This window comes from Bradyrhizobium elkanii WSM2783 (genome assembly GCF_000472865.1).
In the GTDB taxonomy this organism is placed as follows: domain Bacteria; phylum Pseudomonadota; class Alphaproteobacteria; order Rhizobiales; family Xanthobacteraceae; genus Bradyrhizobium; species Bradyrhizobium elkanii_A.
The window spans coordinates 352,657-377,567 of the sequence record NZ_AXAP01000001.1 but is presented as its reverse complement, the minus strand read 5'-3'; the positions used below and the strand labels follow the sequence as shown (position 1 = coordinate 377,567).

Annotated in this window: 19 protein-coding genes, 1 pseudogene and 1 riboswitch; of the genes and pseudogenes, 10 read left to right on the top strand and 10 right to left on the bottom strand. The window is 62.7% G+C overall.

Going from position 1 to position 24,911, the window contains the following annotated elements:
- Nucleotides 1-7: 7 nt before the first annotated feature.
- Nucleotides 8-352 carry a cupin domain-containing protein gene (locus YY7_RS0101745; RefSeq protein WP_028161721.1) on the bottom strand — a complete coding sequence of 115 codons (345 nt, stop codon included), beginning with the start codon at nucleotides 350-352 and terminating at the stop codon, nucleotides 8-10.
- A 154-nt stretch (nucleotides 353-506) separates the two neighbouring features.
- Between YY7_RS0101745 and YY7_RS0101740 the strand changes: the two genes are divergently transcribed.
- Entirely contained in the window at nucleotides 507-734 is a 228-nt protein-coding gene (locus YY7_RS0101740) for a hypothetical protein (protein ID WP_028161720.1), read from the top strand.
- A gap of 105 nt (nucleotides 735-839) precedes the next feature.
- On the opposite strand, the gene YY7_RS0101735 is transcribed toward YY7_RS0101740, so the two are convergent.
- From YY7_RS0101735 to YY7_RS0101725, 3 genes are all read right to left on the bottom strand, one after another.
- Nucleotides 840-1,820, bottom strand: a complete 981-nt coding sequence (locus tag YY7_RS0101735; protein WP_028161719.1) for an LLM class flavin-dependent oxidoreductase — start codon at nucleotides 1,818-1,820, stop codon at nucleotides 840-842.
- A gap of 140 nt (nucleotides 1,821-1,960) precedes the next feature.
- Nucleotides 1,961-2,197, bottom strand: a complete 237-nt coding sequence (locus tag YY7_RS50325; protein ID WP_028161718.1) for a hypothetical protein — start codon at nucleotides 2,195-2,197, stop codon at nucleotides 1,961-1,963.
- Nucleotides 2,198-2,274: 77 nt separating this feature from the next.
- Entirely contained in the window at nucleotides 2,275-8,625 is a 6,351-nt protein-coding gene (locus tag YY7_RS0101725; RefSeq protein ID WP_196237204.1) for a non-ribosomal peptide synthetase, read from the bottom strand.
- Nucleotides 8,626-8,867: 242 nt separating this feature from the next.
- Here YY7_RS0101725 and YY7_RS50320 point away from each other — a divergent pair, with 242 nt between their 5' ends.
- The gene (locus YY7_RS50320) at nucleotides 8,868-12,359 is read left to right on the top strand and encodes an AAA family ATPase (RefSeq protein WP_051396433.1); all 3,492 of its coding nucleotides are present in this window, start codon (nucleotides 8,868-8,870) and stop codon (nucleotides 12,357-12,359) included.
- Nucleotides 12,356-13,165, top strand: coding sequence for a protein-L-isoaspartate O-methyltransferase family protein (locus YY7_RS0101715; RefSeq protein ID WP_028161716.1), 810 nt, complete (start codon nucleotides 12,356-12,358; stop codon nucleotides 13,163-13,165). The genes YY7_RS50320 and YY7_RS0101715 overlap by 4 nt, the downstream gene beginning before the upstream one ends.
- Before the next feature lie 191 nt (nucleotides 13,166-13,356).
- On the opposite strand, the gene YY7_RS0101710 is transcribed toward YY7_RS0101715, so the two are convergent.
- From YY7_RS0101710 to YY7_RS0101700, 3 genes are all read right to left on the bottom strand, one after another.
- Nucleotides 13,357-14,415: a transporter substrate-binding domain-containing protein gene (locus YY7_RS0101710; protein WP_245287149.1), complete on the bottom strand. Its 1,059-nt coding sequence runs from the start codon at nucleotides 14,413-14,415 to the stop codon at nucleotides 13,357-13,359.
- Between the two features lie 278 nt (nucleotides 14,416-14,693).
- Nucleotides 14,694-15,179: a DUF992 domain-containing protein gene (locus YY7_RS57700; protein ID WP_080663527.1), complete on the bottom strand. Its 486-nt coding sequence runs from the start codon at nucleotides 15,177-15,179 to the stop codon at nucleotides 14,694-14,696.
- A 1-nt stretch (nucleotide 15,180) separates the two neighbouring features.
- Complete coding sequence (locus YY7_RS0101700) at nucleotides 15,181-15,771, bottom strand: hypothetical protein (protein WP_028161714.1); 591 nt, start codon at nucleotides 15,769-15,771, stop codon at nucleotides 15,181-15,183.
- A gap of 422 nt (nucleotides 15,772-16,193) precedes the next feature.
- Here YY7_RS0101700 and YY7_RS0101695 point away from each other — a divergent pair, with 422 nt between their 5' ends.
- From YY7_RS0101695 to YY7_RS0101675, 6 genes and pseudogenes are all read left to right on the top strand, one after another.
- The gene (locus tag YY7_RS0101695) at nucleotides 16,194-16,388 is read left to right on the top strand and encodes a hypothetical protein (protein ID WP_155254990.1); all 195 of its coding nucleotides are present in this window, start codon (nucleotides 16,194-16,196) and stop codon (nucleotides 16,386-16,388) included.
- A 144-nt stretch (nucleotides 16,389-16,532) separates the two neighbouring features.
- Nucleotides 16,533-17,246, top strand: coding sequence for a Bax inhibitor-1/YccA family protein (locus YY7_RS0101690; RefSeq protein ID WP_028161712.1), 714 nt, complete (start codon nucleotides 16,533-16,535; stop codon nucleotides 17,244-17,246).
- A 199-nt stretch (nucleotides 17,247-17,445) separates the two neighbouring features.
- Nucleotides 17,446-17,940: pseudogene (locus tag YY7_RS62905) on the top strand (PAS domain-containing protein); the annotation flags it as partial.
- A 24-nt stretch (nucleotides 17,941-17,964) separates the two neighbouring features.
- Complete coding sequence (locus YY7_RS62900; protein ID WP_051396430.1) at nucleotides 17,965-18,741, top strand: sensor histidine kinase; 777 nt, start codon at nucleotides 17,965-17,967, stop codon at nucleotides 18,739-18,741.
- A gap of 71 nt (nucleotides 18,742-18,812) precedes the next feature.
- Entirely contained in the window at nucleotides 18,813-19,433 is a 621-nt protein-coding gene (locus tag YY7_RS0101680; protein ID WP_028161711.1) for a response regulator, read from the top strand.
- Nucleotides 19,434-19,626: 193 nt separating this feature from the next.
- Entirely contained in the window at nucleotides 19,627-20,262 is a 636-nt protein-coding gene (locus YY7_RS0101675) for a response regulator (protein ID WP_028161710.1), read from the top strand.
- Nucleotides 20,263-20,317: 55 nt separating this feature from the next.
- Here the strand turns inward: YY7_RS0101675 and YY7_RS57685 are convergent, their stop codons facing one another.
- Both YY7_RS57685 and YY7_RS0101670 read right to left on the bottom strand, forming a co-directional pair.
- Nucleotides 20,318-20,554 carry a DUF3551 domain-containing protein gene (locus YY7_RS57685; protein ID WP_245287161.1) on the bottom strand — a complete coding sequence of 79 codons (237 nt, stop codon included), beginning with the start codon at nucleotides 20,552-20,554 and terminating at the stop codon, nucleotides 20,318-20,320.
- A 271-nt stretch (nucleotides 20,555-20,825) separates the two neighbouring features.
- Complete coding sequence (locus YY7_RS0101670; RefSeq protein WP_028161709.1) at nucleotides 20,826-21,353, bottom strand: hypothetical protein; 528 nt, start codon at nucleotides 21,351-21,353, stop codon at nucleotides 20,826-20,828.
- Nucleotides 21,354-21,586: 233 nt separating this feature from the next.
- A riboswitch (cobalamin riboswitch) is annotated at nucleotides 21,587-21,787 on the top strand.
- A 250-nt stretch (nucleotides 21,788-22,037) separates the two neighbouring features.
- Between YY7_RS0101670 and YY7_RS50305 the strand changes: the two genes are divergently transcribed.
- Entirely contained in the window at nucleotides 22,038-23,885 is a 1,848-nt protein-coding gene (locus tag YY7_RS50305) for a TonB-dependent receptor plug domain-containing protein (RefSeq protein ID WP_196237203.1), read from the top strand.
- A gap of 31 nt (nucleotides 23,886-23,916) precedes the next feature.
- Here the strand turns inward: YY7_RS50305 and cobD are convergent, their stop codons facing one another.
- Entirely contained in the window at nucleotides 23,917-24,906 is a 990-nt protein-coding gene (gene cobD / locus YY7_RS0101660; RefSeq protein WP_028161708.1) for a threonine-phosphate decarboxylase CobD, read from the bottom strand.
- Nucleotides 24,907-24,911: the final 5 nt, after the last annotated feature.

Below are 24,911 nucleotides of genomic sequence, written 5' to 3'. Positions count from 1 at the left end.
TTGCGGCCTATCGCATCATCTCATCGCGGCCATGTACCTGCGCCGGCGGCGAGGTCGCCTCGACCGCAGTGAAAGGCTCGATGATGTGATAGCAGTGCTCGGCGTCGGCCGGCACCAGCCAGGAATCGCCGGGGCCGAGCTTGATGGTCTGCCCCTCCAACAGCAGTTCGGCGTGGCCGGAGATCACATAGCCAACCGTCTCGTAATCGCGTCGATGCGGCAGGTCGGTTTGCGGCCGCTCATTGTTCCACATCCGCATGGCGACGCGCTTGCCCGAGACCAGATAGGTCTGTCCCATCGCACCCTTTGGCGAGGTCTTTTCCGATACTTTCTTGACGGTGCTGTCGTGCATGGTTGCAGCTCCCGAGTCATCGATCGTTCGATATCAAGCAAGCGCCCGGCGAGAGGTTCCTGCGACGATGCGTGTTCCCGACTCGGAAACCAGGGGAACAGCAGGCCAGCGCGGGCGTTCTCACTGGAGGCGCCGATCTTCCAGGAGACACATCATGACGGACACCAGGGACATCCAGCATGGCGTCAACGATCCCGTCAGCGGCGTCGACGTGAAGCGGAAGTTCAGGGACAATCAAAGCCCCCACGAACGGGCGCAAACTGCGGCCGACGTCCGGGCCGATCCCTCACCCGCGCCGGACGAACCGTTTCTTCCCGAGGCGCTGCGGCGACCGGCGACCGCCCCGCTCAACCCGCGCACCGGACGCCGCCCGACCGAGTGATCGGGGAGATATTGATTCCGACGAGCGCAGACTCGGCCTCGGCAAGCCGCTGGTGCTCGACTTCGCGAAGTCGTCGATTCATTTGCACCTTGTCGGCGCCGTTATTCAGAACACCCCGCTGCACGCAAGCGCCTTGCGGACGTGATCGAGTTCCTGCTCGGCCGCGACCACGTCGAGGATGATATTGCCGACGCCCAAGTCGGCGAAGCTGCGCAGTTTCGCTCCGATCTCAGCATAGCTGCCCACGAGATACGGGCAATCCGCCTGGAAGGTCAGGAATGGAAGCAGCCAATAGCCATTGTCGCGGATCGCGCCGCCCTGCTCATCCTTGCCAAGGCGCCGCTTCCAGACGGAATCGGTGTTCCCCATGGTCAGCTTGAATAATTCGCGATTGTCGTCGCTGTCCTGAAATCGACGCTTTGCGGCCCGCCTCGCCTCCGCGCGGCTTTCCCTCGCAAAGATCCCAAAATTCAATCCGGGAGCCTTTATTCCCTGCTCGAGATCGGGCGGGAGCATCTGCATCATCAGGCATTGCATCTCCGTCGCCACGCGGCGGGCATCGTCCGATTGGCCGGCGATCAGAAATTCCGGGATCAATTCCTTCGGCAGGCGCGGCCAGATCTGCAGGTTGTTCGTGGTGTAGAACCTGCCCCGGAAACTAACGGGCCGCGTGCTCGCGAACAATTGGCGTACCACAGCGATGAACTCGCCTAGCCTTGCATATCGCTCGGCGTGGGACTGCTCGTCGCCCAGGCCCTGCAGATCGCTCAGCGCAGTCCCCGTGATCATGTTGAGGTAGACTTTCCGGCCGTAGAGCAGCGCAAAGGAGGAGATCAGTTTTGCCGCGGTGAACGGATGCAGATAGACCGGATTGACCGCGATCAGCGGCGCACAATGTTGCGTGCGCGCGAGGATATGCTGGGCCATCGACCACGGCTCGATGAACACGTCATTGCCGGCAAACAGCAAGATCCCTTCGAAGCCGTTGCGGTCGGCGAAATGCGCGACCCGCATCAGCTCGTCGGCATATTTTGCAGGATCGCGGTTGCGCGAAACGGCAGGGAATGCGCGGAGCCTGGCTTTCATCGCCGATAGCTCCGACGATCGGGATCTGCGCTTGTTCGCCAAAATGCCGCGCCAATGCCACGCACGCGCGGCCAGGCGCGATGCAGGATGGCAAGGCGGCCTCTCGCGCTGACGCGCATGGCATCGATGTCGCGCAGCTTCTACCTGCTCTTCTTTTTCTTCTTTTTGGCCTTCTTGGCTTTGGCGGCCTTGCCTAACTTCGCCAAGCCCTTTTCCGTGAGGGCCAACGCATCTCTGAGCTGATCCCGCTCGCGCTTGAGCAGATCCCTCAGACTTTTCTTTTCGTCGGGTGTCAGCTTATCGAAATCAAGATACGGAACAAATCCCATAGTAAATACCCCGGGTTTCCCGCCGCCCCTTGCCAGGCGCGAGAACAATGTTGCTCGCGAAGCGACAAATAATCAAGGTAGTTTTCTCACTCGTTACAGCCTGGAGTAATCGACGCCTGCGCATCTCATGCGGCGCGGCGACGGAGCAAACGTTGCAACGGCGCATCAGGCTGCGCTGCAGCACGCGTGAGGATCACAACAAGATCCTCCATCCATTGTGGAATCACATGGTGTCCGAACAGCTCGCGCTTGTAACTGCACGAGCCGGTGATGCCAGTCTGCCGCTCCTTCAGCATCAGCGAGAGCCAGGTCTGATTGACCGGCAGCACGGGCTGTCCTTCACGGTAGGCGCTTCCAAGCGTGCGTATCTTCACATCCGAAAACTTCAGCGGCTGGCGCAGAGGATTCTGCAAGGTGAAGTAGACCTGGATCAGGGAGGCTGGATCGATGCCCGTTTCGGCGAGCCGCGCGGCGAGAATGTTGAAGGGCAATTCCTGTCGGGCATGGGCTTCGAGAACGCTGTCGCGCACGCGGGCGAACGCCTGTCGAAACGAAAGGCCGGGATCGATGCGGGTGCGGACGATTACGGTATTCTCGAACGGTCCGATCACTTGCTCGGTGTCAGGCCGGGAGCGATTGGCCATCGCAGTGGCCACGCAAATGTCATCGCGGCCGGTTTGCATCGCGAGCAGTGTCTTCAGACCCGCCAACAGCGCCATGAACAGCGTGCCATTCTCTCGGCTTGCAAAGGCGGTCACCGCTGCGACCAGATCGCCCGACAGGCGCACCGGCTGATGATCGCTAGGTGGGGCTGGCGCGACGCCGGCAATGTCACCAAAGACCGGCGTGGCGCCGCGCAAATTCTCCTTCCAATAACTGGCCTGCTGCGCCGCAGCGTCGGTCGCACACCATCCGCGCTGACGACGCGCCGCATCGGAGAACGGCAACGCCGGTTGCAGCGCCGGTCCCGAGCGACGAGCGACGAGCGACGCATAGCGTCGCGAGATCTCGTCAAAGAGGATTCCGATTGACCAGCCATCGGCGATGGCGTGGTGGATCGTGAGCAGCAGCACATGGTCGTCCGGCCCCAATCGCAACAGGCGCGCCCGCCATAGCGGCGCGCGTGTCAGGTCAAATGGTGTCCGTGCTTCCTGCTCGGCGCGAAGCATGGCCTTCCTTAACTGCAGTTGGCTGACGCGCCTGTCGCCCGACGGCGCGCGAACCGCCAGATCTTCAACCCTCAATGGCGCGGCGCACTTGCCGGGCGGCGTGATCACGAGCGCAGGCTCGTCGCCATCCCAGCCAAAGGCGGTGCGCAGCGACTCGTGACGGCGCATCACCTCACTAAGACTTTTCTTTAGTGCGGCGAGATCGAGCAGCCCCTGCAGCCGCAGTGCAAAGGGCAGGTTGAACAGGGGAAGCCCCGGAAGCGCGCTCTCGATGCCGAGCATCTGGGCCTGCGCGATGGACGGCAGGCGCGGGCCCGTTTCCACGAGATCCGGAATGATCGGCAGAACGTGCTGCGGCTTCCTTGCCAACGCATCGTCGATGCGCTGCGCGAGTTCTTCTACGGTCGGCGCCTCGAAGATCGTCTTGATCGGCAACGACACCCCGAACGCCCGCGCGAGACGCGCCATCGCCTGGCCGGCCAACAATGAATGGCCGCCAAGGTCGAAGAAATTGTCGGCGACGCCGATGCTGGGGACTTTCAGCAGATCGATCCAGATATCGGTCAGCGTCTTCTCGGTGCCGCGTCGCGCCGACATCGTCACGCCGCTGGCCTTCGGTTCGGATTGATGTACCCCCCTCAGCGCGGCACGGTCGACCTTGCCGTGACTGTTGAGCGGAATGCGTTCAAGGAACAGGAGGGCTGCGGGCACCATGTGGCCCGGCAGCCTGCTCTTGAGGAAATCGCGTAGCGCACCAGCATCCGGCCGACTGCCCGGAGCCGCGACGATGTGCGCGACCAGCCGGCTCTCGCCGCCGGCGTCGCGCGGCTCGACGATGGCAGCACGGATATCCGGATGATCAAGCAGAACATGCTCGATCTCCTTCAGCTCGATCCGATAGCCGCGGATCTTGACCTGATCGTCGATGCGCCCCATGCATTCGATCGTGCCGTCGGAGCGGCGCCGGGCGAGATCGCCGGTCCGATACAAACGCGCGTCGGCATCTTGCGAAAATGGGTCGCACAGGAAACGTGCATTCGTCTGCCCGGGATCATTGATGTAGCCGCGCCCGACCCCGGCGCCGCCGACGCAGAGCTCCCCCACCATCCCGGCTGGCACCGGCTGCAGATGCGGATCGAGCACGTAAAGGCGCGTATTTGGCAAGGGGCGGCCGATCGGAACGCTGGTCGCGAGCGCCGGCGGCGCAGTAAGGCGATAGAGCGCGACGTCATCGGAGCATTCCGATGCGCCGTAGGCGTCGACCAACGGCACCTCGGGAAACCGCCGAAACCAGGCGCGGCAGAGATCGACGGCGAGCGGCTCGCCGGTCGAGATCAGGAGGCGCAGTCGGGAGAAGGCGCGCCGCACCGGCGCTTCGTCGGCTTGTTCAAGGATAACCCGCAGCAGCGACGGCACGATCTGCAGCACCGTGACCCCTGCCCGCTCGATTTCTTGCGCCAGCCGTTCGGGATCGCGCACGATCTCGTCGGCACAAATGTGGACGCGTGCGCCGGCCACGATACCGGCGAGAAATTGCCAGACCGAGATCACGAAACTCTGCGGCGCGGTCTGCGCGATGACGTCCGCGGACGACAGGCCAAGCTCGGAGATCAGGGACGCGAGATGATTGGACAATCCCCGCTGCTCGATCATCACGCCCTTGGGCGTCCCCGACGAGCCGGAGGTGTAGATGACATAGGCGAGATTCGATGGCGTGCGCCGCGCCGGCTTTACCGGATTGGCAGCGGTCAGGCCCTCAAGCTGGACAATGGGCATCCGGCGCTGAATAAGCGAGCTGGAAAGCACTTCCTGCAAGGCCGAGGAGCTGCTTGCTCCGACCAATATCAAGTGTGCCCCGCTGGATGCGAGAATCGCGGCCAGCCGTGCAGCGGGTTGGGTCGGGTCCAGGCAGAGAAAGGCCGCCCCGACGCGCTGTACCGCGAGCATCGCAGCCAGCAAATCCGGGCTTCGCTCGGCGAATAGCGCGACCACCGTCTCGTCGCCGATATCCTCCTGCGCGAGCCGCGCGGCGATTGCCGCGCTGCGGCTGGCGAGCTCGCGGTAGCTCACACGCACCTCGCCTGCGGAGACCGCGACCGCTGCCGGCGCACGCGCGACCTGCTGGTCGAACCGCTCGCAGAGATCGAAGGCGCTGAAATCGGCTTCGACCCCATTGCAAGCCGCCAGCGCGCGGCGGCGCTCTGCCGGCGACAGCAGCGGCAGGCGCGAAATTCGCTCCTCGGGATCGGCAATGACCGCTTTCAGGAGCCGCTCGAAATGCACAGCCATTCCGGCAATCGTCGAAGCGTCGAACAGGTCGGTGCTGTATTCGAAGAAACCCGATAAACGGCCATCGGCCTCGACCAGCTCGAGCGTGACGTCGAAGCGCGAAATCTGGGGATCGATCTCGAGGCGCTGCGTCGACAAGCCCGGAAACGTCGCCGCCTCGATCGAAGCGCTTTGCAGGATGAACATCACCGGAAATAGCGGGTTGCCGTCGCGGCTGCGCGATACCTGCAGCGCCCGCAACACCTCCTCGATCGGCAGATCCTGGTTGCGATAGGCGTCGAGCGTGACATGCCGCACCCGCCGCAATAGCTCGCCGAAGGTCGGATCGCCGGAGCAGTCGGTTCGCAGGATCACGGTGTTGGCGAACAGCCCGATCAGGCGTTCGGTCTGGATCTGATTGCGGTTCGCGATCAGCGAGCCGATCGCGACATCGTCGTGGCCGGTGTAGCGATGGAGAAGGCATTGAAACGCCGCGAGCAGCGTCATGAACGGCGTGACGCCCTTGGCCTGGCTCAGCGCCCTCAGCCTCGCCGATAAGCCTTGCGGCAGTTCGATGTAATGCCGGGCGCCGCGACCGCTCCAGATCTGTGGGCGTGGGCGATCGGTGCGGAGCGGCAGCGTGGTGACGCCATCAAGCTGCCTGCGCCAGTAGCTCAACTGCTCCTTTGCCGCCGACGTCGCCGCCCAATCCTGCTGCCACGCGGCAAAGTCGCGGTATTGGAACGCGAGCGGAGGCAACGCGGCCGCGCGGCTTGCCGCATAATGCGCTTGAAGCTCCTGCCAGAACAACCGCTGTGACCAACCGTCGGTGACGAGGTGATGGATGTTGATCAGCAGCGCATGATCGGTCGCCCCAAAGCGCAACAGCCTGACTTTGAGCGGCGGCTCATGTTCGAGATCGAATTGGTGATGCGCCAATCTCAGGGCTTCCCGCCGGATCGCCGTTTCGCGCTCACCCTTGGCGCATCCCTTCAAGTCCACGTGTTCGAGCCGTGGCATCGCCGCATCGACGCGTTGTACCGGCTCGCCCAGCCATTCGGAGAAGGTCGAACGCAAGACCTCGTGCCGCTCGCAAAGCGCTGCGATACCAGCCTCGAACGCGGCGACGTCGAGCCGGCCGGACAGGCGCGCCACTTCGACGACATTGTAATTGTACTTGGTCTTATCCAACCGGCTGAGGACGTACATCCGCTGCTGCTGGAACGAGAGCGGCGCGCGGCCTGACTCTGTTGCGGTCTTGCGCCATCCCGGCATCACGAGGTCGCGGCCCGCCGCTCCCGATTGCAGTCGCCCGGCAAGCTCAGCGACCGTCGGCGCGTCGAAAATCTCCTTGAACGACAGATCAGCGCCGAATTGTTCGCGCAGGCGCGACAGCATTTGCGTGACACCGAGCGAATCCGCACCCAGCGCGAAGACGTCCTGATCGACGCCGACCCGCTCCACTTCCAGGAGCCTCGCCCAGATCTCGGCCAATTGCCGCTCCAATTCGGAACGAGGCAAACGCTTGTGTTCGGTGTCCTCGCTTGCCGGTCCGGCCGACACCAATTCGACAAGCGCGCTTCGCTTGAGTTTGCCGCTCGCCCCTTTCGGCAACGCCTGAACCATCCGGATCAGGCCAGGCACCTTATAGGCGGCGAGCCGCTGCCGCGCGAATTGCCGAAGCTGATGCGCTGTCGCGCCGGACTGCGGCCGCAGCACGATCGCTGCGCCGACGGTCTCGCCGAGCTTCTGGTGCGGAATGCCGAAGACGCCGGCCTCGAGCACATCGGGGTGGCCCAACAGCGCCTCTTCCACTTCCAACGGCGAGATCTTCTGCCCGCCGCGGTTGATGACGTCCTTGATGCGGCCGACGATGAACAGATAACCGTCGGGGTCAAAATAGCCGAGGTCGCCGGTCCTGAACCAGCCATCCCGGAAGGCGGCTCTGGTCGCCTCGGGATCGTTGTAATAGCCCCGGCTGATGGTCGGGCCGCGCAGCACGATCTCGCCGTGCTCGCCGGCCGGCAGCCGCCGGCCTTCATTATCCATGATCGCGATCTCGGGGCCGGCGGGCAGGCCGACCGAGCCCGGCTTGCGCCGGTGGCGAGGGTTGGCGGCGATCTGGGATGCGCCTTCCGTCATGCCGTAGATCTCGATCACGGGCACGCCGAACCGCGCTTCCAGCCCTTGGAGAATGTCGGGGGTCAGCGACGCCGATGCCGAGCGGATCACGCGCAGCGAAGACCCCCGCGTCATCTCTGTGTCATGCTCTGAAGCGGATAGCAGCGCGCGGTGGATGGTCGGCACCGCAGTATACCAGGTCGGCTTCAACTCCTTCAGGCAGGCGAAGAAGGAAACGGGGTCGAAGCCCGCGGTGCAGATCACGCTCGATCCGGCCGCGAGCGCCGTGAGCAGGCCGGATATCAGGGCATGCGCATGAAACAGCGGCAGCATGTTGAGCAGGCGATCCTGCGGCCCCAGCGCGAAGACCACCGCAGCATTGTAGGCCGAAAGACACACGCTCGCATGTGTCAGCGGCACCATCTTAGGGCGAGACGCCGTGCCCGAGGTCAGCAGGATAAAGGCATCATCCTCTCCGCGCGCGGCCCCGCCCACAACGGCAGGCCCAACCGACGAGCCTGCCAATTCGAAGGCGCCAAGGCCGCCCCGGGGCGACAGATCGATCACAGCAACCCCCAGCGCGTGCGCGGCGGCCCGGCTTGCAGACCCCGCTTCCGTAGACGTGACGAGAGCGGCAAGCTCCAGCTCGCTGAAATAGCGCTGAAATTCATCCCCGGTCAGGTCCGGATTGACCGGGATGCAGACGGCTGCTGTTGCGACCGCAATGAGGGCCAGCGCGTTATCGACGCCCCGCGGCAATACCACGGCGACGCGATCGGCCTGAGCGATGCCGAGCCTGCGCAATTGATGGACGGTCTCACTGGTGCGCGCGGCAAGCCCGGCATAGGTCACCGCGCCCCGCCCGGGAGCAAGCACCGCAGGCCGATCGGGCGCGTTGCGGGAATAGAAATCAAGCATATCGCCGATGCTCGAAAAGGCCTGGATGCACGAAAGGGCTTGGCCTCCGGTGCTGCTGCCGGCCGATCCTTGCGACGGTGTGGCTGCGATGTCCGACAAGCTCGTGCCTTTTTGCTCGAGTTGAGCTATTGTTCTCGAACTTCGCAGATCCGTCCAGACCGAGGTCGGGCAAAAGTCCCCAAAATGTGCGCAACCGAACGGAGACACGTCCTTTCTCCTGAGATGCAGCCCGACGGATAATCATGCCGGAGAATAAGCCAGGTTTTGAAACGACAGATGGCTTGAAGCACTGGCTCGAGGAGGCCGGCCTCGGCCAATACGCCGATCTTTTCATCCAGCACCGCATCGGCCTCGATGTCATCCCCGATCTAACCGAAGAAGATCTGGCGAAGCTTGGTCTGCCGATGGGCGATCGCAGGCGCCTGCAGCGCGCGATAGGCTCGCTCGTCCCGATCGCACCGAACAATCCGGTAGCGGATCGCAGCGTCCCGCCGAGAACGGGCAACGCCGCCGAGCGGCGCCAGCTCACCGCCATGTTCTGCGACATGGTCGGCTCCACCTCGCTCTCCGAGCAGTTCGATCCAGAGGATGTGCGCGACATCATCGGCCGCTTCAGGGAGACCTGCGTCCGGATCGTGAAGCATTATGACGGCTTCGCCGCACGCTATATCGGCGACGCCATCCTGATCTATTTTGGCTACCCGCACGCGCATGAAGACGACGCCGAGCGTGCGGTGCGCGCCGGGCTTGAGATCGTCGAGGCGCTGTCATCGGCGCAGGGCGGCGAGCAGCGAGCGGCGTCCAGCTATACGCCTGCGGTTCGGATCGGAATTGCGACCGGCCTTGCCGTCGTCGGAGACCTGATCGGGCAGAGCACCGAGGAGCGCGATTCCGCCGTCGGCGAAACGCTGAACCTTGCCGCCCGGCTGCAGCCGCTGGCCCCCGTCAATGGGGTGGTCATCGCGTCCTCGACGCAATCGCTGTTGAGGGGAAAGTTCGACTACCAGGACCTCGGCATTCACGCGCTCAAGGGGATATCCGAAAAAGTCCAGGCCTGGCGCGTGGTCCGCCGCGCGCGCACGGAAACACGCTTCGCCGCGGCAATGGGTCCGAGATTGACGCCGCTGGTCAACCGGGAGGAAGAAATCGCCCTGCTGATGCGACGCTGGCAACAGGCCAAGCGGGGTCATGGCCAGGTCGTGCTGCTGTCGGGCGAGCCCGGAATCGGCAAGTCGCGCGTTTTCCAGGAGATTCACGAGCGGATCGCGGGCGAGCATCACGGGCAATTGTCGTTCCAGTGTTCTCCCTATTACACCGGCACCGCGTTCTATCCGTTTATCGAGCAGTTCAAATTCGCGATCGGACTCGATCGCGAAGGCTCTTCGGTGCTGGCGCTTTCAAGCCTCGAAGCGGCCGTGATCGCCGCAAAGGGCAATGTGCAGCAGGTGGTGCCGATCTTTGCTGCGCTATTGTCGATCTCGACCGGCGACCGGCATGCGCTGCCGGAGCTTTCGCCGCAGCAGCACAAGGATGTGACGGTCGCCGCGCTGGTGAACCATCTGGTCGGGCTCGCGCGCGACCAGCCATTGATGATCGCCTTGGAGGATGCCCACTGGATCGATCCTACCTCGCGGGAAGTGCTTGATCTCTTGGTGGAGCGGGCTCAGAACGCGGCCATTCTCGTGATCGTCACCTGCCGCCCGGAATTCAAGCCGAGCTGGAATGCGCATCGCCACATCACGGCATTGACGCTCAACCGGCTTAGCCGGCAATTGCGGACGACGCTGGTCGAGCGGGTCGCAGGCCGGCGGGAGCTGCCAAGGGAAGTGGTCGAGGAGATCATCGTCAGGACCGACGGCGTGCCGTTATTCCTGGAAGAGCTGACCAAGGCGGTCATCGAATCCAACCTGCTCACCGAGCGGCATGGGCGCTATGTCTTCACCGGACCATGGCGCCAGCTCTCGATCCCGGCCACGCTGACCGACTCGCTGATGGCGCGCCTCGATCGCATGGGGCCGTTCAAGAAGATCGCCCAGATCGGAGCCACGATCGGCCGCGAGTTCTCCTACGATATCCTTCGCGCGGTCGCCGAAGCTCCGGCGGAGCAGATCGAGGCAGCGCTTGATCATCTCGAGCAAGCGGGATTGATCGTTCGCCGCGGTCATCCGCCGGATGCGATCTATGCCTTCAAGCATGTGATGATCCAGGACGCGGCGCATTCGAGCCTCCTGCACAGCGAAAGACGAAGGCTGCATTCGCGGATCGCTGAGGTGATTGCGGATCTCTATCCCGAACGTACCGAGCGCGAGCCCGAGCTTTTCGCCTATCACCTGACCGAATCCGGCCAGGCCGAACCTGCCGTTGGTTTCTGGCTGAAGGCGGGCAGGCAGTCCGCAAAGGCGGGCGCCAATCTGGAAGCGATCAGCCATCTCCGGCGCGGCCTCGGCGTCACCCAAAGCCATCCCAAGATGATGCGACGCGACGAAATGGAGCTGGAGCTTCGCACCGCGCTGGGCAACGCCTTGATCGCCGCCAAGGGCTACGCCGCGCAGGAGGTCGAGGAAAACTACGCCCAGGCGCTCGAGCTCGGCCGCCAGCTTGACGATGAGGCAAATGTGTTCGCGGCGACCCGCGGGCTTTGGGTGTACCATTTCATCCGCGCCGATCTGAAGCGCGCCCATGATCTCAGCGTCGAACTCCTGCAATTCGCGAAGCGCGTACGCCCGAACGCAACCGCGCAATCGATGCAGCAGCATGCCGGATATCTGATCGAGGCCCACAGGTCGATCGCGATGACCATGCTCTATCGCGGGCGATTTGCGGCTTCGCACTATCATCTGCAGCGCTGCATCGGGCTCTACACGCCCGAATGGCACGGCGAACTGACCGAACGGCACGGTATCGATCCTGGCGTCGTGTCGCTGTCCTATCTCGGATATCTCCAGTGGTTTCTCGGCCGTCCCGATGCGGCGCGCCAGCACACCGAGGATGCGATCGTCAACGCCGAACAGCTGCGTCATCCGTTCACGCTCGCCTTTGCCCTCGAGTTCGGCGCCTATCTTTGCCAGCACCTGCGCGATGTCGAGGGCACCATGAACTATTCCGACCGCGCCATGGTGGTCTCGTCGGATCATGGCTTCCAGCACTGGAAGCAGCAGGCAGGCATTCTGCGCGCATGGGCGATGGTCGAACTCGGCGATATCGACGAAGGGCTGAAGCAGATGCGGGTGGGACTGGAGGGCTATGAAGCCATGGAGGCCTGGCTGGCGACCTGCTGGTTCAGGAGCCTGCTCGCGACTGCCTACGCGAAAGTCGGCCGCCTGGAAGCGGCACTGCGGACGCTGGACGGCGCACTCGCGGTTGCGAGGCGCACCGGTGACCACTTCTTCCTCGCCGAGGTCTATCGCCTGCAGGGTGAAACGACCTTTGCCCAAGGCGGGCTCGCTGTGGCCGACGACGTCGAGGAGCTGTTCCGCCGCTCGATCGAGCTGGCCCGCCAGCAGAGCGCGCTTGCATGGGAATTGCGATCGGTCGTCAGCCTGGCACGCCTTTGGCGCGATGCCGGCAGGCGCGAGCAGGCCATCGAACTGCTCGTGCCTGTTACGGCGCAGTTCGCGGAAGGCTTCCTTACGCCGGACCTGAAGGACGCGTGGAATCTGATGGAGGAACTCGGCGCGAATCCGTCAAGGCAGCATCCATGGGACAACCAGACAGGGCTACACCAGGCGGGATGAGCGATCTGGCGGCGGCAAGACGACGCTACGCGCAAGCGATCCGGCAACGCGAGCAGATTTCGTCGGCGCGCCTGCTGCGGGCTTTCGCCACGGTGCCGCGCGAGCACTTTGCGGGCGGCGGCCCCTGGCGGATCCGCCGCGAGGTCGGACGCGGCTACAGCTCCACCGCCGATGCGGATCCCGTTCACCTCTACGACGACGCGCTGGTGGCGATCGATGAACGGCGCAAGCTCGACACCGGACTGCCGAGCCTGTGGGCGCACTTCTTCGATATCCTCGACATCAGGGAAAAAGAGCGCGTGGTGCAGATCGGCTGCGGGCTCGGCTATTATTCGGCGATCCTGTCCAGGATCGTCGGCGCGCAAGGCACGGTCCTTGCCATCGACTGTAACAAGACATTGGCCGACCGTGCCGCCGCCAATCTCCGCCGATACAAGAACGTCGAAGTGGTCCACGGCGACGGCTGCAACGACGTGAGCGGCCCGGCCGATGTGATCATCGTCCATGCCGGCTTCAATCATCCGCATCCGCTGTGGATTGAATCGCTCCGCCGCAACGGCCGCCTGCTGGTCCCGCTGACCAAGCGGGGCCGGGCCGGCATCGTCATCAAGATCACCCGCCTCGCTCGCTGCTATCAAGCCGAAGTGGTCAGGGGCATCAGGATCATCCCAGGCAAAGGCCGAGGCGGAACCGCGCTCGACGAACGCGTGACGGACTGGTGGCAACGCGCCGTCGCCCTCGCACCGCTGCGGTTTCAAAGCATCGAGCAGGGACTGCCGTCTGAGCGGAAACCGCGACCTACTTAGAGCGTGATGACGTTTCTTCGAATCGTCTCACGCTGCCCACTTTTCCGGATCATGCTCTGACGACTCCGACGTAGTGCAATTGGGAGCAGGTCACCCTCTGCACGCCAAGCCGACCGTCCCGCGCATAGCGGACGTCATCTGGATCGCATCGCGCCAAGCGCTGACGAGCGCCGGCTGAGCCGACGCGAGAGTCAGGGCGATCGGGCGTTTCCAAGAGCCAGGAACAGCGTCTGTTGCCACCGATCGCTTTCGATTTGATCGAGCACGGCAAGATCGAGCATCGGCCGCAAGGCACTGCCTTTCGGCAGCACGATCGCATATCGCTCGCTGCTGAAGCTGGTATCGACGACTCGGATCGAGCCTGAGAAGTCGTTACGAACGATCCAGGCCAGCAGCGGCTTGTCATGGACGAAGGCATCGATCTGACCGCGGCTCAGTGCGGACAGGCCGCTTTGAGCGTCTGGAAATGCTCGGAACGAAAGCTGCTGGCGCATGAGGTAGTCGCTTGTCGGAGAGTTCGCGACGGCGCCGACGCGCACGGATCGCAGGTCGTTGAAGCTGTGGACTGCGCCTTGCAGTTCCCTGCGCGTGAGGGTGGAGGTGATGCCGGCGGTGAACACGGCTATCGCGATCACGGAAGCGATCATCCACCCGGTCGCGACGATCCGCCCGGGAAGCGTTGCCGGTGCATTCGCTGCGGCTCCGGCCTGCGTCATGGCAATGGTCGACCACCAGAAGCTGGAGCCGAGCCCCTTGGCGCCCCCGCCGAAATGTTCCGTCTTGCGCCGCTCCAGCAGCCAAATGATGAACCCCACCGCCATCGCAAAACAAAGCAGCAGACCGACAGCCTGGAAGAAGCCGAAAGAGAGAAGCGCCCGTCCGATCGAGACCCAGGGGCTCTCATTGAGAGACACCGCAATCCCGAGTCCGGTGTTGTAGAAAGGTTGAGTGAAATCGACATCGCGTGCACGTGCAGCAGTCACGGTTACGGCTGCGACGCCGGCGTCGAAGGTGCCTTTCGCGACGCCATCCAGCAGATCCTGCACACTCTGCGTCTCAACCAAGCGAAACTTAAGATGCGCCCGATCAGCGATCCGTCTCCAGAGCTCAATGCTGATACCGCCCCAGCTCCCGTCCGGCTGCTTCATCGCGAAAGGCGGGGCTTCCTTGGTCGCCACCACCAATTCCTTGTCGGGGGCTATGTCCTGCGCGCGGACCGCGATGCAGACGAGCGCGAGGATCGCCAGCAATAAAAAAGATATCAGGACCGATCGAAGCGACAAGATCACTGGTACGCCTTGACGATGCCGACCTCGCCGCTCACCGCAGCGGCGAGGCTGCCTGCTCAAACCGACGAGGTGATCGAGTGAAGTGGCGCGAATTCATTTTCGAACTCCGCTGGATTCGCCTTGCTTCTCCCGCCCCCGAATGCCGGAACCCAAGAAGATCCGCGCAAACCCGACTGCGCAATTCTTACTAGAATGATGGCAATTTGGCGCGCCACTCGGAACAAATTATCGGGGATCCGTCATCGACGTCCTCTTTCGCCAAGGGTCAAATGGGTCACCGTCGCCGCGAGATTGACGCCGATCGCGCGCTCGACGGAAAGCGGCTGCAGGACGACGCTTCGGCGCGATCCGCCGATCAGGGCGTTGGCGCCAAAGCCGGGTCCCAGCGCAACATTGGCGCTGGCCCCCACATAGCTGCCGCGCATGGTGCCGGGCCCAATCCGCGAGTTCTTGGCAAACACGGCCCAGGATAGAACGCCACTTCCGGTGACGCCGAGGTCAAGACCGACACGCCTTATTCGCCCAGCGTAAATGTAGCGCTGCGACGAACCTCTCCGGTAGAATACGCAACGCAGCGACTGCGTCGATCCAACAAGGAAGCCGATCCGCGGGCTGCTGGAACACAACAGCCGACCGACCCTGAATATCTCGCCTTGCGCGGGCGTTGCGACGGCGGGAATTGAAGCGAAAACGCACAAGGCGCCAAGCAACCGTATCGTCTGCATCTCAGGCCTCGACTTGATCTTCGTTGTTGTGAGGTGCTGCTGCGCGGCCGTAGCTAAGCCAAAAGGTCATGCCGATGCCGACCAGGAATACGGCGGCAAGAAGGAAAAAGATCACCGACTGCTTCAGCCAGGAGAGCGCCGGAACTGCGGCACCCATGGCGATGCCAAGGAAGCAGATCTGGGGGGACAAAAGGCTAAGGCCGGCGAGGAAGGTGCCGAGCGCCAATAAGGTCAGAAGCACCAGGCTGGTAGCCGGCGTGGGGAGCAGCTGTTGAACGCCGGAGACAAGCATGATGTTCATCGTCACCAGAACGGCCACCCAATGAAGCGCCTGGGTCCAGATCAACCGAAACTGAGCCTGCTTGCTGCCGAGCTCGGGCCATTTGGTCACGACGCAGACCACAGCGACGGCAAGCGCCAGGAACTCCCAATAACCTACAAGCGGCTGATGCGAGATATTGGTATAGGCGACGCCTGCGATGGCGAGCACGAGTGCGACGACATAGGGTAACCGCCGCCATAGAAGATCGGCTCTTCCCGAACCGGTCGAGGCAGGCGCGCCCCCACTCCGCTGCCCGTTAGTCTCGCTCATCGAACATCCACCGCTGTCGGATTCGTTCCTGTACTGCGTTTGGATCAGTCATCGATCGCTCAAATTACATGAACGGATTGCGCCTGTCGTGCCACACAATCGGCCGGCCAGCGGTTCAGTTGCCCGACGACCGCCCTGCAGGTGCATGGGTGCGAACCCGCCTGCTGCCGAAATGCGGATGCCGTCCGCCGCGGTGGCGCCAATGGCGATGCTTGTGTGGGTTCATATTTGTATTCGGTGTTGCGCTCTTTTGCGCAGCCGCGCCCTGGTCAGTCGATTGGGCTACCGACAGGCTTGGCGGCGCTGCGATGGCTGCAACTACGCCGACGATCAGAGCGCCGACCACGAGTCGGATGTTCATGCACGCCTCCATATTTCCCATCGGCGATAGTGCAAGCGCTAAGGGCGGCAAGGAATGCGGGATGCCGGCAGCCGATGACTACGATCCTATCGTCGACTTTGCCGCGCGCACATCCGGGATTCTATGTAGGAGCGGGCGGCAGAAACTGCGGATCGCGGCCATGCTGCGCGACGTCCGATATCAGGAGGCGAGCCGCCCGAAAGCAATATCGCGTCCGCTTCGACAAGTGGCGACGAGCGGCGGCCCCAGTGAATAAGGCATCTCCTCCAGCGACAACGCCCTGCACCGAAACAGCGTAGTTCCCGCCCCGGAATATCGGGTGATTATCTAATATCCTGCATCGGGCCATCACCATAGGCTTGACTATCCCGTGCTGGGCGCGGTCGAGAGGAGGCAAGCCATGTCAAACTATGACCAGGATGCAGTCACCTCCGGTGCGACTAGCAGCGATGCCATCGCGGTCGATGTCGGCCTCCGCAACTACATGCTGCGCATCTACAACTACATGGCCGCAGGTGTCGGCCTCACCGCTCTTGTCGCCTGGCTGACTTATCAGCTCACCGGTCCGGCATTACTGCAGAATCCGCTGATGTGGATCTTCATCCTGGCGCCGCTGGCCCTGGTGTTCTTCATCAGTTCACGCATCCATACGCTATCGGCGACAACGGCACGTTGGTTGTTCTTTGTCTATGCAGCCCTGGTCGGCGTGTCGCTCTCGACCTTGCTCCACATCTACACAAGTTCCTCGATCACACGCGTGTTCTTCATCGCCGCCGCAACGTTCGGAGCGCTCAGCATCCTTGGGTACACCACCAGGCGCGACCTGTCCGGACTGGGCACCTTCCTGTTCATGGGCTTGATTGGCGTCATCATCGCAAGCGTGGTCAATCTGTTCCTGCGCTCGACCGGACTTGACTGGCTGATCTCGATCGTGGGCGTCGGCATCTTTACCGGCCTGACTGCCTATGATACGCAGCGCATCAAGGCGATGTACGACTCTGGGGACGATGAAACTTCCGCAGGCCGCAAGTCGGTACTCGCCGCGTTGTCGCTCTACCTCAATTTCATCAACCTGTTCATGATGATGCTGCGCCTTGCGGGCACTCGGCGTTAAAGCGTTTCTCCAGAGCTTCGGCTCTGATTCAATAACCGAAAGATGCACGAGACGCGAAGGCGATATGCGGTTAGTGCCAATCACGAATGGCAGCGTCTCATTTGCCGCCGTCCCACTCGCGACTGGTGCAGCGCAAGAATTCGCGAGTTCCAATCCAAAGATTGCTCCACGTCAATGGCGCTCTGCTACCTGACGGTGTATGGTGCGGACTGGGTATCCGATCGGGTCAGGGAGATTGGTCGAGGCAAGGGGCGGCTCTCAGCATGGAGAGCCGTGCGGAAGGCGAATGCGTACCGTGAAGCAACATACTGCTCCCACGTGCGGATCGGATCGAACCAATGCGCAGGGATGGCCAGGCATTGGCGCAGCAAGCGCGGGCGATCGGCTGTACTGGAAACTAGCCTCCGACCTTCTCTTTGTGGTGCGCCCTTCATGTGAAGGGCGCTTTGTTTATGAAGATATCAACCCGGCGTTCGAATCTCTTGTTGGGATCGCGTCGGAAGACATCCGGGGCATGGCCGTTTGCGACTGCATGGGGAAGCAGGATGCCCGGTCCGTTCACGAGGCGCTTGATGCTTGTCGCGCCGGAGGTGCCGAGGTTCGGAGCCGGCATCGGCTCGCGCTCGGGGGATCCCCACGAACTGTCGAGACAATCGTTGCGCCAATATGCGATCCCATAACCGGCTGCATTGCCACCTTTATCGGTAGCCATCGGATCATGGACGGAGCGTCCTCCCACGACCTTGCAGCCATCTCGGACGGTCGTGCGAGCATGGGCGCCACGCTGGTTTCCATTCAGGAAGACATGCAGCAGCGCATTGCCTCCGACCTCCACGATTCGACCTGCCAGCATTTGATCGCCGCAAGCCTCGGGCTCATGCGGATGCGGAACAGCTTGAGTGAGCCGACCAATGCCGAGCGGCTTTGCGACGATATCGATGCGTCGATCGATCAGGCACTCAAGGAAATTCGGGCCTTTGCCTACCTGCTGCACCCGCAAAATCTGACGGTTGCCGGGCTGAAGGCAGCAATCGAGAGATATGCGGAAGGGTTCGCGGCGCGCACATCGTTGCGAGTCGATGCCAGCATCTCGCCCGAGATTGATCGCGTACCTTACGACACGCAGCGCTCCCTGCTGCGGGTGGTTCAGGAGGCGCTGACGAATGTCTTTCGTCATGCAAGAGCAACGAAAGTCGAGATCGCGATCGAGACGACCGATGACCATTTCCGGCTGAGGGTCAGCGATAATGGGCGCGGCATGCCGCTCGACCAGGCGCTCGGCGGCGCGATGGCAGGGCCGCCCGGCGTCGGAATTCCCGCAATGAAGGTCAGACTGCAGCAGATCGGAGGTACCCTCGAAATCCGCTCCGAGCCGGGAACGGGACAGCCCGGCACGACATTATCCGCGGTGTTCCCGCGCGGTCCGGCGACCGAGAAATCGCCGCCGGCCAAGGGCCGCCCCCGCCATCATGGTCCGCGCAAACGGGTTCACTGATCGTACAGCCGAACTCGCCTCGCTGGCGCCGGTCGAGCCTGCGACGCAACACGAGTGGGAGCTAACCCGCCATGAAGCGCTTTCTTATCGCCGACGATCATGAAGCGGTGCGGTCGGGACTACGCGCGGTTCTGGAGCAACGTGCCGACTGGGAAGTCGTTGCTGAGGCGAACGACGGCAGCAAGGCCCTTGCCGAGGCGATCGCAAACCAACCCCATGTCGCGATCGTCGATTTCTCCATGCCGCGCATGACGGGAGTGGAGGTCGCGCGGCGGATCAGGGAGTATCGCCTGCCGACCGAAGTATTGATCTTCACGGTCCACAATTCCAGCCTGCTGGCGCAGGAGGCATTCGAGGCAGGCGCCCGGGCATTCGTATTGAAATCGGATGCCAACAGGCTGTTGTTGGCGGCGGTTGAGTCGCTTCTGGCGCATAAACCATTTTGCACCGATAGCTGTTCGCCTGAATCGAACGAGGTCTCGACCGGAGATCGGGACAGGCTCTCGCCGCGGGAGCGATTGGTCGTCAAGCTGATTGCGGAGGGCTACAGCAACAAAGGCATTGGCGCCATCCTGAACCTCAGCGTCAAAACCGCCGAAGCGCATCGGGCGGCCGCGATGCGCAAGCTGGATATCCACTCGACGGCGGATCTGGTCCGCTACGCGGTTCGCGCCCGCCTGCTGGAAGCATGACACGCCAAAGCATGATCCGGCGCTTGATGTTCCGGCTTGTTCTGCCATGAGCCCGGGAGGCTAAGCTGACCTCAGTATATTTCCCGCGAAATCCAAGGGTTTTGCGGGATAACTGCTGGAAAGCCAATGAGTATGCTTCTGACCTCGCTGTCGGCTATCGCTATCGACCGTTCCAGCGCAAGGGAACGACGCCATGAAACGCATCCTGATTGCGGATGATCATGAAGTCGTACGTTCCGGGCTTCGCGCGATCGTTGAAACGCGCTCCAATTGGATTGTAACTGCAGAAGCGCCCGACGGCGAGCAGGCGATCGCATTGGCGCTGGAAACGAGACCGGACGTCATTATCGCCGACTATTCCATGCCCCTCGTAAACGGACTGGAAGTCAGCCGCCGCATCAAGACGCTTCGCCTGCGTTCGGAAGTGTTGATCCTCACCATGCATGAAAGTGAGGAGATTTTGAGCGAGGCTCTTCTGACCGGGGTACGTGGCTTCCTGCTCAAATCGGACGCCAAGAAGCATCTCATTTCAGCGATCGAAGCTCTGCTCGACGGCCGACCTTACTTTACCAGCGTCGTGTTGGAGAAATTGCTGACCGACTACCAGCTCAACAAACAGAACAAGTCGAGTGCGCTCCTCACATCGCGGGAGCAGAACGTCGTGCAGTTGATTGCAGAGGGGCATACCAACAAGGCCATCAGCTCCATCTTGAAGCTTAGCGTGAAGACTGTCGAAACCCATCGGGCGTCCGCCATGCGCAAGCTTGGCATGTCATCCACAGCCGAGCTGGTTCGCTATGCGATTCGCAAGAAGCTGGTTGCGCCCTGAGGCGCAGACAATTCGAGCGGCAGTCATCGCGCCGGGTTACGCAGCGAGTATTGGATCATTGGCTGGAGTTCACACGGCCCCGCCGGTGATATCGCCCGAATGCCACGCGCGGATTGACGGCGCATGTGGCCCCTCGCCCCGACGCCGCGGCCATACATGCCGCCCGCGTGCGGAAGGAGCAATCTCCCGGAATCCCAGTGGTTCGAGATTGCAGGCAATAGGGATAGTCCCGTGCCGTAGCGGGACCAGCTTCGGCAATCCAGACCAAGCCGGCCGCAGATAAGAGTGCCATCAGGTAGCGCATGAGATCACCTCGCTCATTGAGGATATCTCCATAGTGCCGAAGGAGGACGCGCCTGAAAATACATGATTCCCCGGGGGCGAGCTTGACAAGATTCCCTAGAGCGCGCCGATCAGGATCGCGCCACCGAATTCTGAAGCCACGACGCGGGTGTCGAGAACAGGCATTACGGGTCCAGACCTTCCGTAGGATGGGTGGAGCCCCCATGCTTTTCAAAGATCTCGATGGCAGCGAAGCTGTCACCAACTCGATCAGCGCCGGCTCACGCCCCTCGTGCATCGCGGATCGCCTGGGCGACTTTCGTCGCCTGCGACACCCGTCCGATTCGCGCGCCCGTGACGATCTTTTTTCGGCGTGTGCTCAAGCGCGGCACCATCCCTTCGTTGGCGGTCGATCCGGCGGAGGGATAGGGAATGAAGTCCGCGGCCCGATGCAGCGCGAGAGCCTTTCGAGCCGCTTCGACATTGGCGGTGCGAGCTGCCAGGTTGTGAAGACGCCTGAGCTCGCTGTTCACCCGCTTCAGTGCCGCGGCAAAGACCTGCTTGCGTTGTGATGGACGATCGGCAGTTCCGGGGAAGTTCGCGCCGCGAGGCTGGCCTTTCCCGCGCGTCTCTCGCCGCTTTTGTCGGCCGAGCGTTCGCTCCTTGTCGCGCATCTTGCGCAAGCGGGATCGCATGTCCGCAAGATCAGCCGGCTCGACGTCATAGAGGGCGGGATGATGCGTGACGCGGATCGTCTCGTATTCGTCGTGACTGAGGAGGCTGCGTTCGAGTTTGCATGGGACCGACATTTCCTGTTCCTCCGTTGAATCTGTCGATGCTCACATGAACGGTATCATCCAAGTTTAGCGACGCGTGTGGGTGACGTGTGATGCTCGCATAAGGCTGTAGGATTTGCCATCTGCCGTCCCTTCGCCTGTCAGCAACTTTCTGTGTTCGTCATCCAGGTCGCCGCTATCAGCGATCCGCAAAAATGCTGTTGGGTTCTGATCGTTATCGATTTGAGTTTTGCTCCGCCTTGTGCTTCTTTGCGCGCGTCATCGGTGCCCTTTGTAGGGTGAAACGGGAACGCGGTGCGGGAATCTTCCCCAATGCCGCGGCTGCCCCCGCAACTGTAAGCGGACTATTTGCGATCCGGATGCCACTGGGCCTGCCAAGCAGGTTTGGGAAGGCGGATCGCGAGACGACCGCAAGCCAGGAGACCGGCCGTTGACGGGTATCAACTCGTTCGACGGTGGGTCGGCGGAAGGGCATTAATGAACTTGCGGCGTTTTCTTGCCGGGTGTGCGGCCGTTGCTGCGTGCGGTCACACTGGCGCCATGGCCCAATCGGGTCCCGAACAGCTTCCTGCTGTTGTCATCAATCCGGAGGTCCGGTCCAAGCCGGCCCCGAGGAATAGGCAAAGGTCTTCAACGACCCATCCTGCGCGCCCGGCGCCCGGTAACGAGGCGCCGGCCGCGACTCCCGAAGTGGTCGTGACTCCCGACCGTACACTGGAGCCGGCGAGCCGGACCGGAAGCTCGGTCAGCGTGGTCACGCACGAAATGCTCGCGACCAGCAATCCGACCTCGCTCGTCGATGCGCTGCGGACCGTGCCGGGACTCGATATCACCGAAAGCGGCGGACCAGGCGCGACGACCAATGTGCGCTTGCGCGGCGCCAATACCGGCCAGACGCTGGTCATGATCGATGGCATCAGGGTCAACGATCCGACCGCCGCCAGCGGCGACTTCGATTTCGCGATGTTCGCCCCGGGCGCGATCCAGCGGATCGAGGTGCTGAAAGGACCGCAGAGCGCACTCTACGGATCTGACGCGATCGGCGGCGTCGTCAACATCATCACCAAGAAGGGCACCGGTCCGGCACAACTCGACGTCAGCACCGAGGGCGGAAGCTACGGCACGGCGAGCACCAGCGCAGCGCTGACCGGAACCTCTGGGCCGTGGTCCTACGCGTTCACGGGAAGCGGGCAGCACAGCAACGGCTTTTCACGCTACGGCTATCGCATCCCCGCGCTCGAAGCCAAGTATGGCCCGCTCGAGCGCGATGGCTTCGACCGCGTCGGCGGTTCGGCACGCGTCGGCTACGATTCCGGCGAAGGCGTACGCCTGGAGACGGGCATGCTGGCCTCATTCACGCGGTCCGCCTATGATCAGGCCTCCGGAACGTTCCCGGACACGCCGTCGAGCGCGACGCGCCTGCTCGAACAGGTCTGGGGACGCGCGTCGTTCGACACGTTCGGCGGCATTCTCACCCATAGCGTGAGCGCATTTGAGACGCATATCGACCGCTCGTTCGACGACGTCACCTACAAGATCAACAAACTGCCGCAGAACACGACATCCATCCTCTCCAATTTCGTCGGCGACAGCACGGGCCTGGAATATCAGGGCAACCTGAAGGTCGGCCCGCTGGGATCGCTCATCGTCGGATCGCGTGTGCAGCATGAAACGGCGAGCACCTCCACCACCAACCTATTGCCGATTCCTGGAGCGTCGACGCCGCAGCTCGCAGGCACGCAAGACACCAATTCAGTGTTTGCGCTCTGGCAACTGCCGATCGGCGAGCGGCTCAACATCACGATGGGCGGCCGGGTTGACGACGTCGTCGATGTGGCACGGTTCGAGACATGGCGAACCACCGCGGCTTACACGATCGCGGAGACCGGCACCAAGCTGCATGCGAGCGCCGGGACAGGCGCCAAGGCCCCGACGCTCTATCAGCTCTATGCGCCGACCTATGGCAATTCCGCGCTCAGTCCCGAGGAGAGCTTCGGCTACGATGCCGGCATCGACCAAAGCCTGTTCGGAGGCCGCGTTGTGGTTTCGCTGACAGGCTTCGGCAACAGGTTCAGCAACCTGATCGACTTTGTGACCGATCCGGCGCACCCGCTCGGGCACTACGTCAACGTCTCGCGTGCCGAAACCGACGGACTGGAACTCGGGGTCAACGTCGATATCCTGCCGGGCTACCTGAAATTCAACGCCGCCTATACCTATCTGCAGGCCAAGGATCTCTCCACCGGTCTGACGCTGGCGCGCCGGCCGGAAAACCTGGCGAGATTCTCGTTCCCGATCACACCGATCGAGGGCTGGCTGATCGAGCCGCGCGTGCTCGCGGTATCCACGCGCTACAGCGGTTCAAACGAGACGCTGCCGCTCGCCCCTTACGTCCGCGTCGATCTCTACACTGAATACAAGATCGATGAGACCTGGAAGGTGTACTTGCGCGGCGAGAACATTTTCAACGAGCACTATCAGGAAGTGTACAACTATGGCACGACCGGACCTGCGGCTTACGCCGGGTTCAGTGCCCACTGGTGAAGCGGATGTGATGATGCGCGCGCGAGGTGCGCTACTTGACCGAACCAAGCGCGCTGGCCAGGCGATCGAGACCATCGTCCGACGCAAGGCCAAATCGCAGCCATTCGCGTGCGCCGTTAAAGCTCCGGCACCAGATGTGGCGTCGGGCCAATTCGGTGTGCAACGTCGGGGCATCGGGATGGGAGGCAAGGCGAAAGAGCGTCGTCCCTCGGACGAGCTGAAGGCCGGCCGCTGTCAGGACCTGATCCAGCTTGCTCGACTGCCGAGCGAGCTTCGCACGCATCGCATCAGCCCAGGATCGATCCCGCAGAGCGGCTGTGCCCACGCAAAGCGCCGGCCCGGAGACCGACCATGGACCCAGCGCCGCGGAGATACGTTCGACGATGTCGCGTCGGCCGATCACGAAGCCAAGGCGAAGTCCGGCGAGCCCATAGAACTTGCCGAAGGAACGCAGTACGAGAATGGGGAGATCGGCGCTCATCGCGGCAGCGCTGATGCCAGGATCGACATCAGCAAAGGCCTCGTCGATAACCAGCCAGCCTCCGCGACGATCGAGCCGTTCGGCAACATGCCGAAGCGCCCTGCGGTCCGCGATACGTCCATCCGGATTGTTGGGATTGACGACGACAGCGTGAATGGCGCGGTCAGGCAGCGCGGTGAGATCATTCAATGCAATAATCTCTCGGCCTCCGCTGCTCCACGCAGCCGAATGCTCACCATAGGTGGGAGTGACGATCGCGACCGCTCCGGATCCGGCGAGATGCGGAATCCATTGAATGAGGGTCTGCGTGCCGGCGGCGGCTGCGATGCCTGCATCGTCGGGTACGCCGTAAGCTTCGCGTGCGGCGGCGAGGAGGTCCTGTTCGTCGGCCCGCGATGGCAGGCGCGTCCACGCACTGCCTGGAATGGAGTCCGGAATCGTCCACGGCCAGGGATTGATTCCGGTCGACAGGTCGAGCCAGTCCGCAGGCTCGCCGCCGTGGTGCGCAATAGCTTCCGTCAGATCACCGCCGTGCTTCATGATCG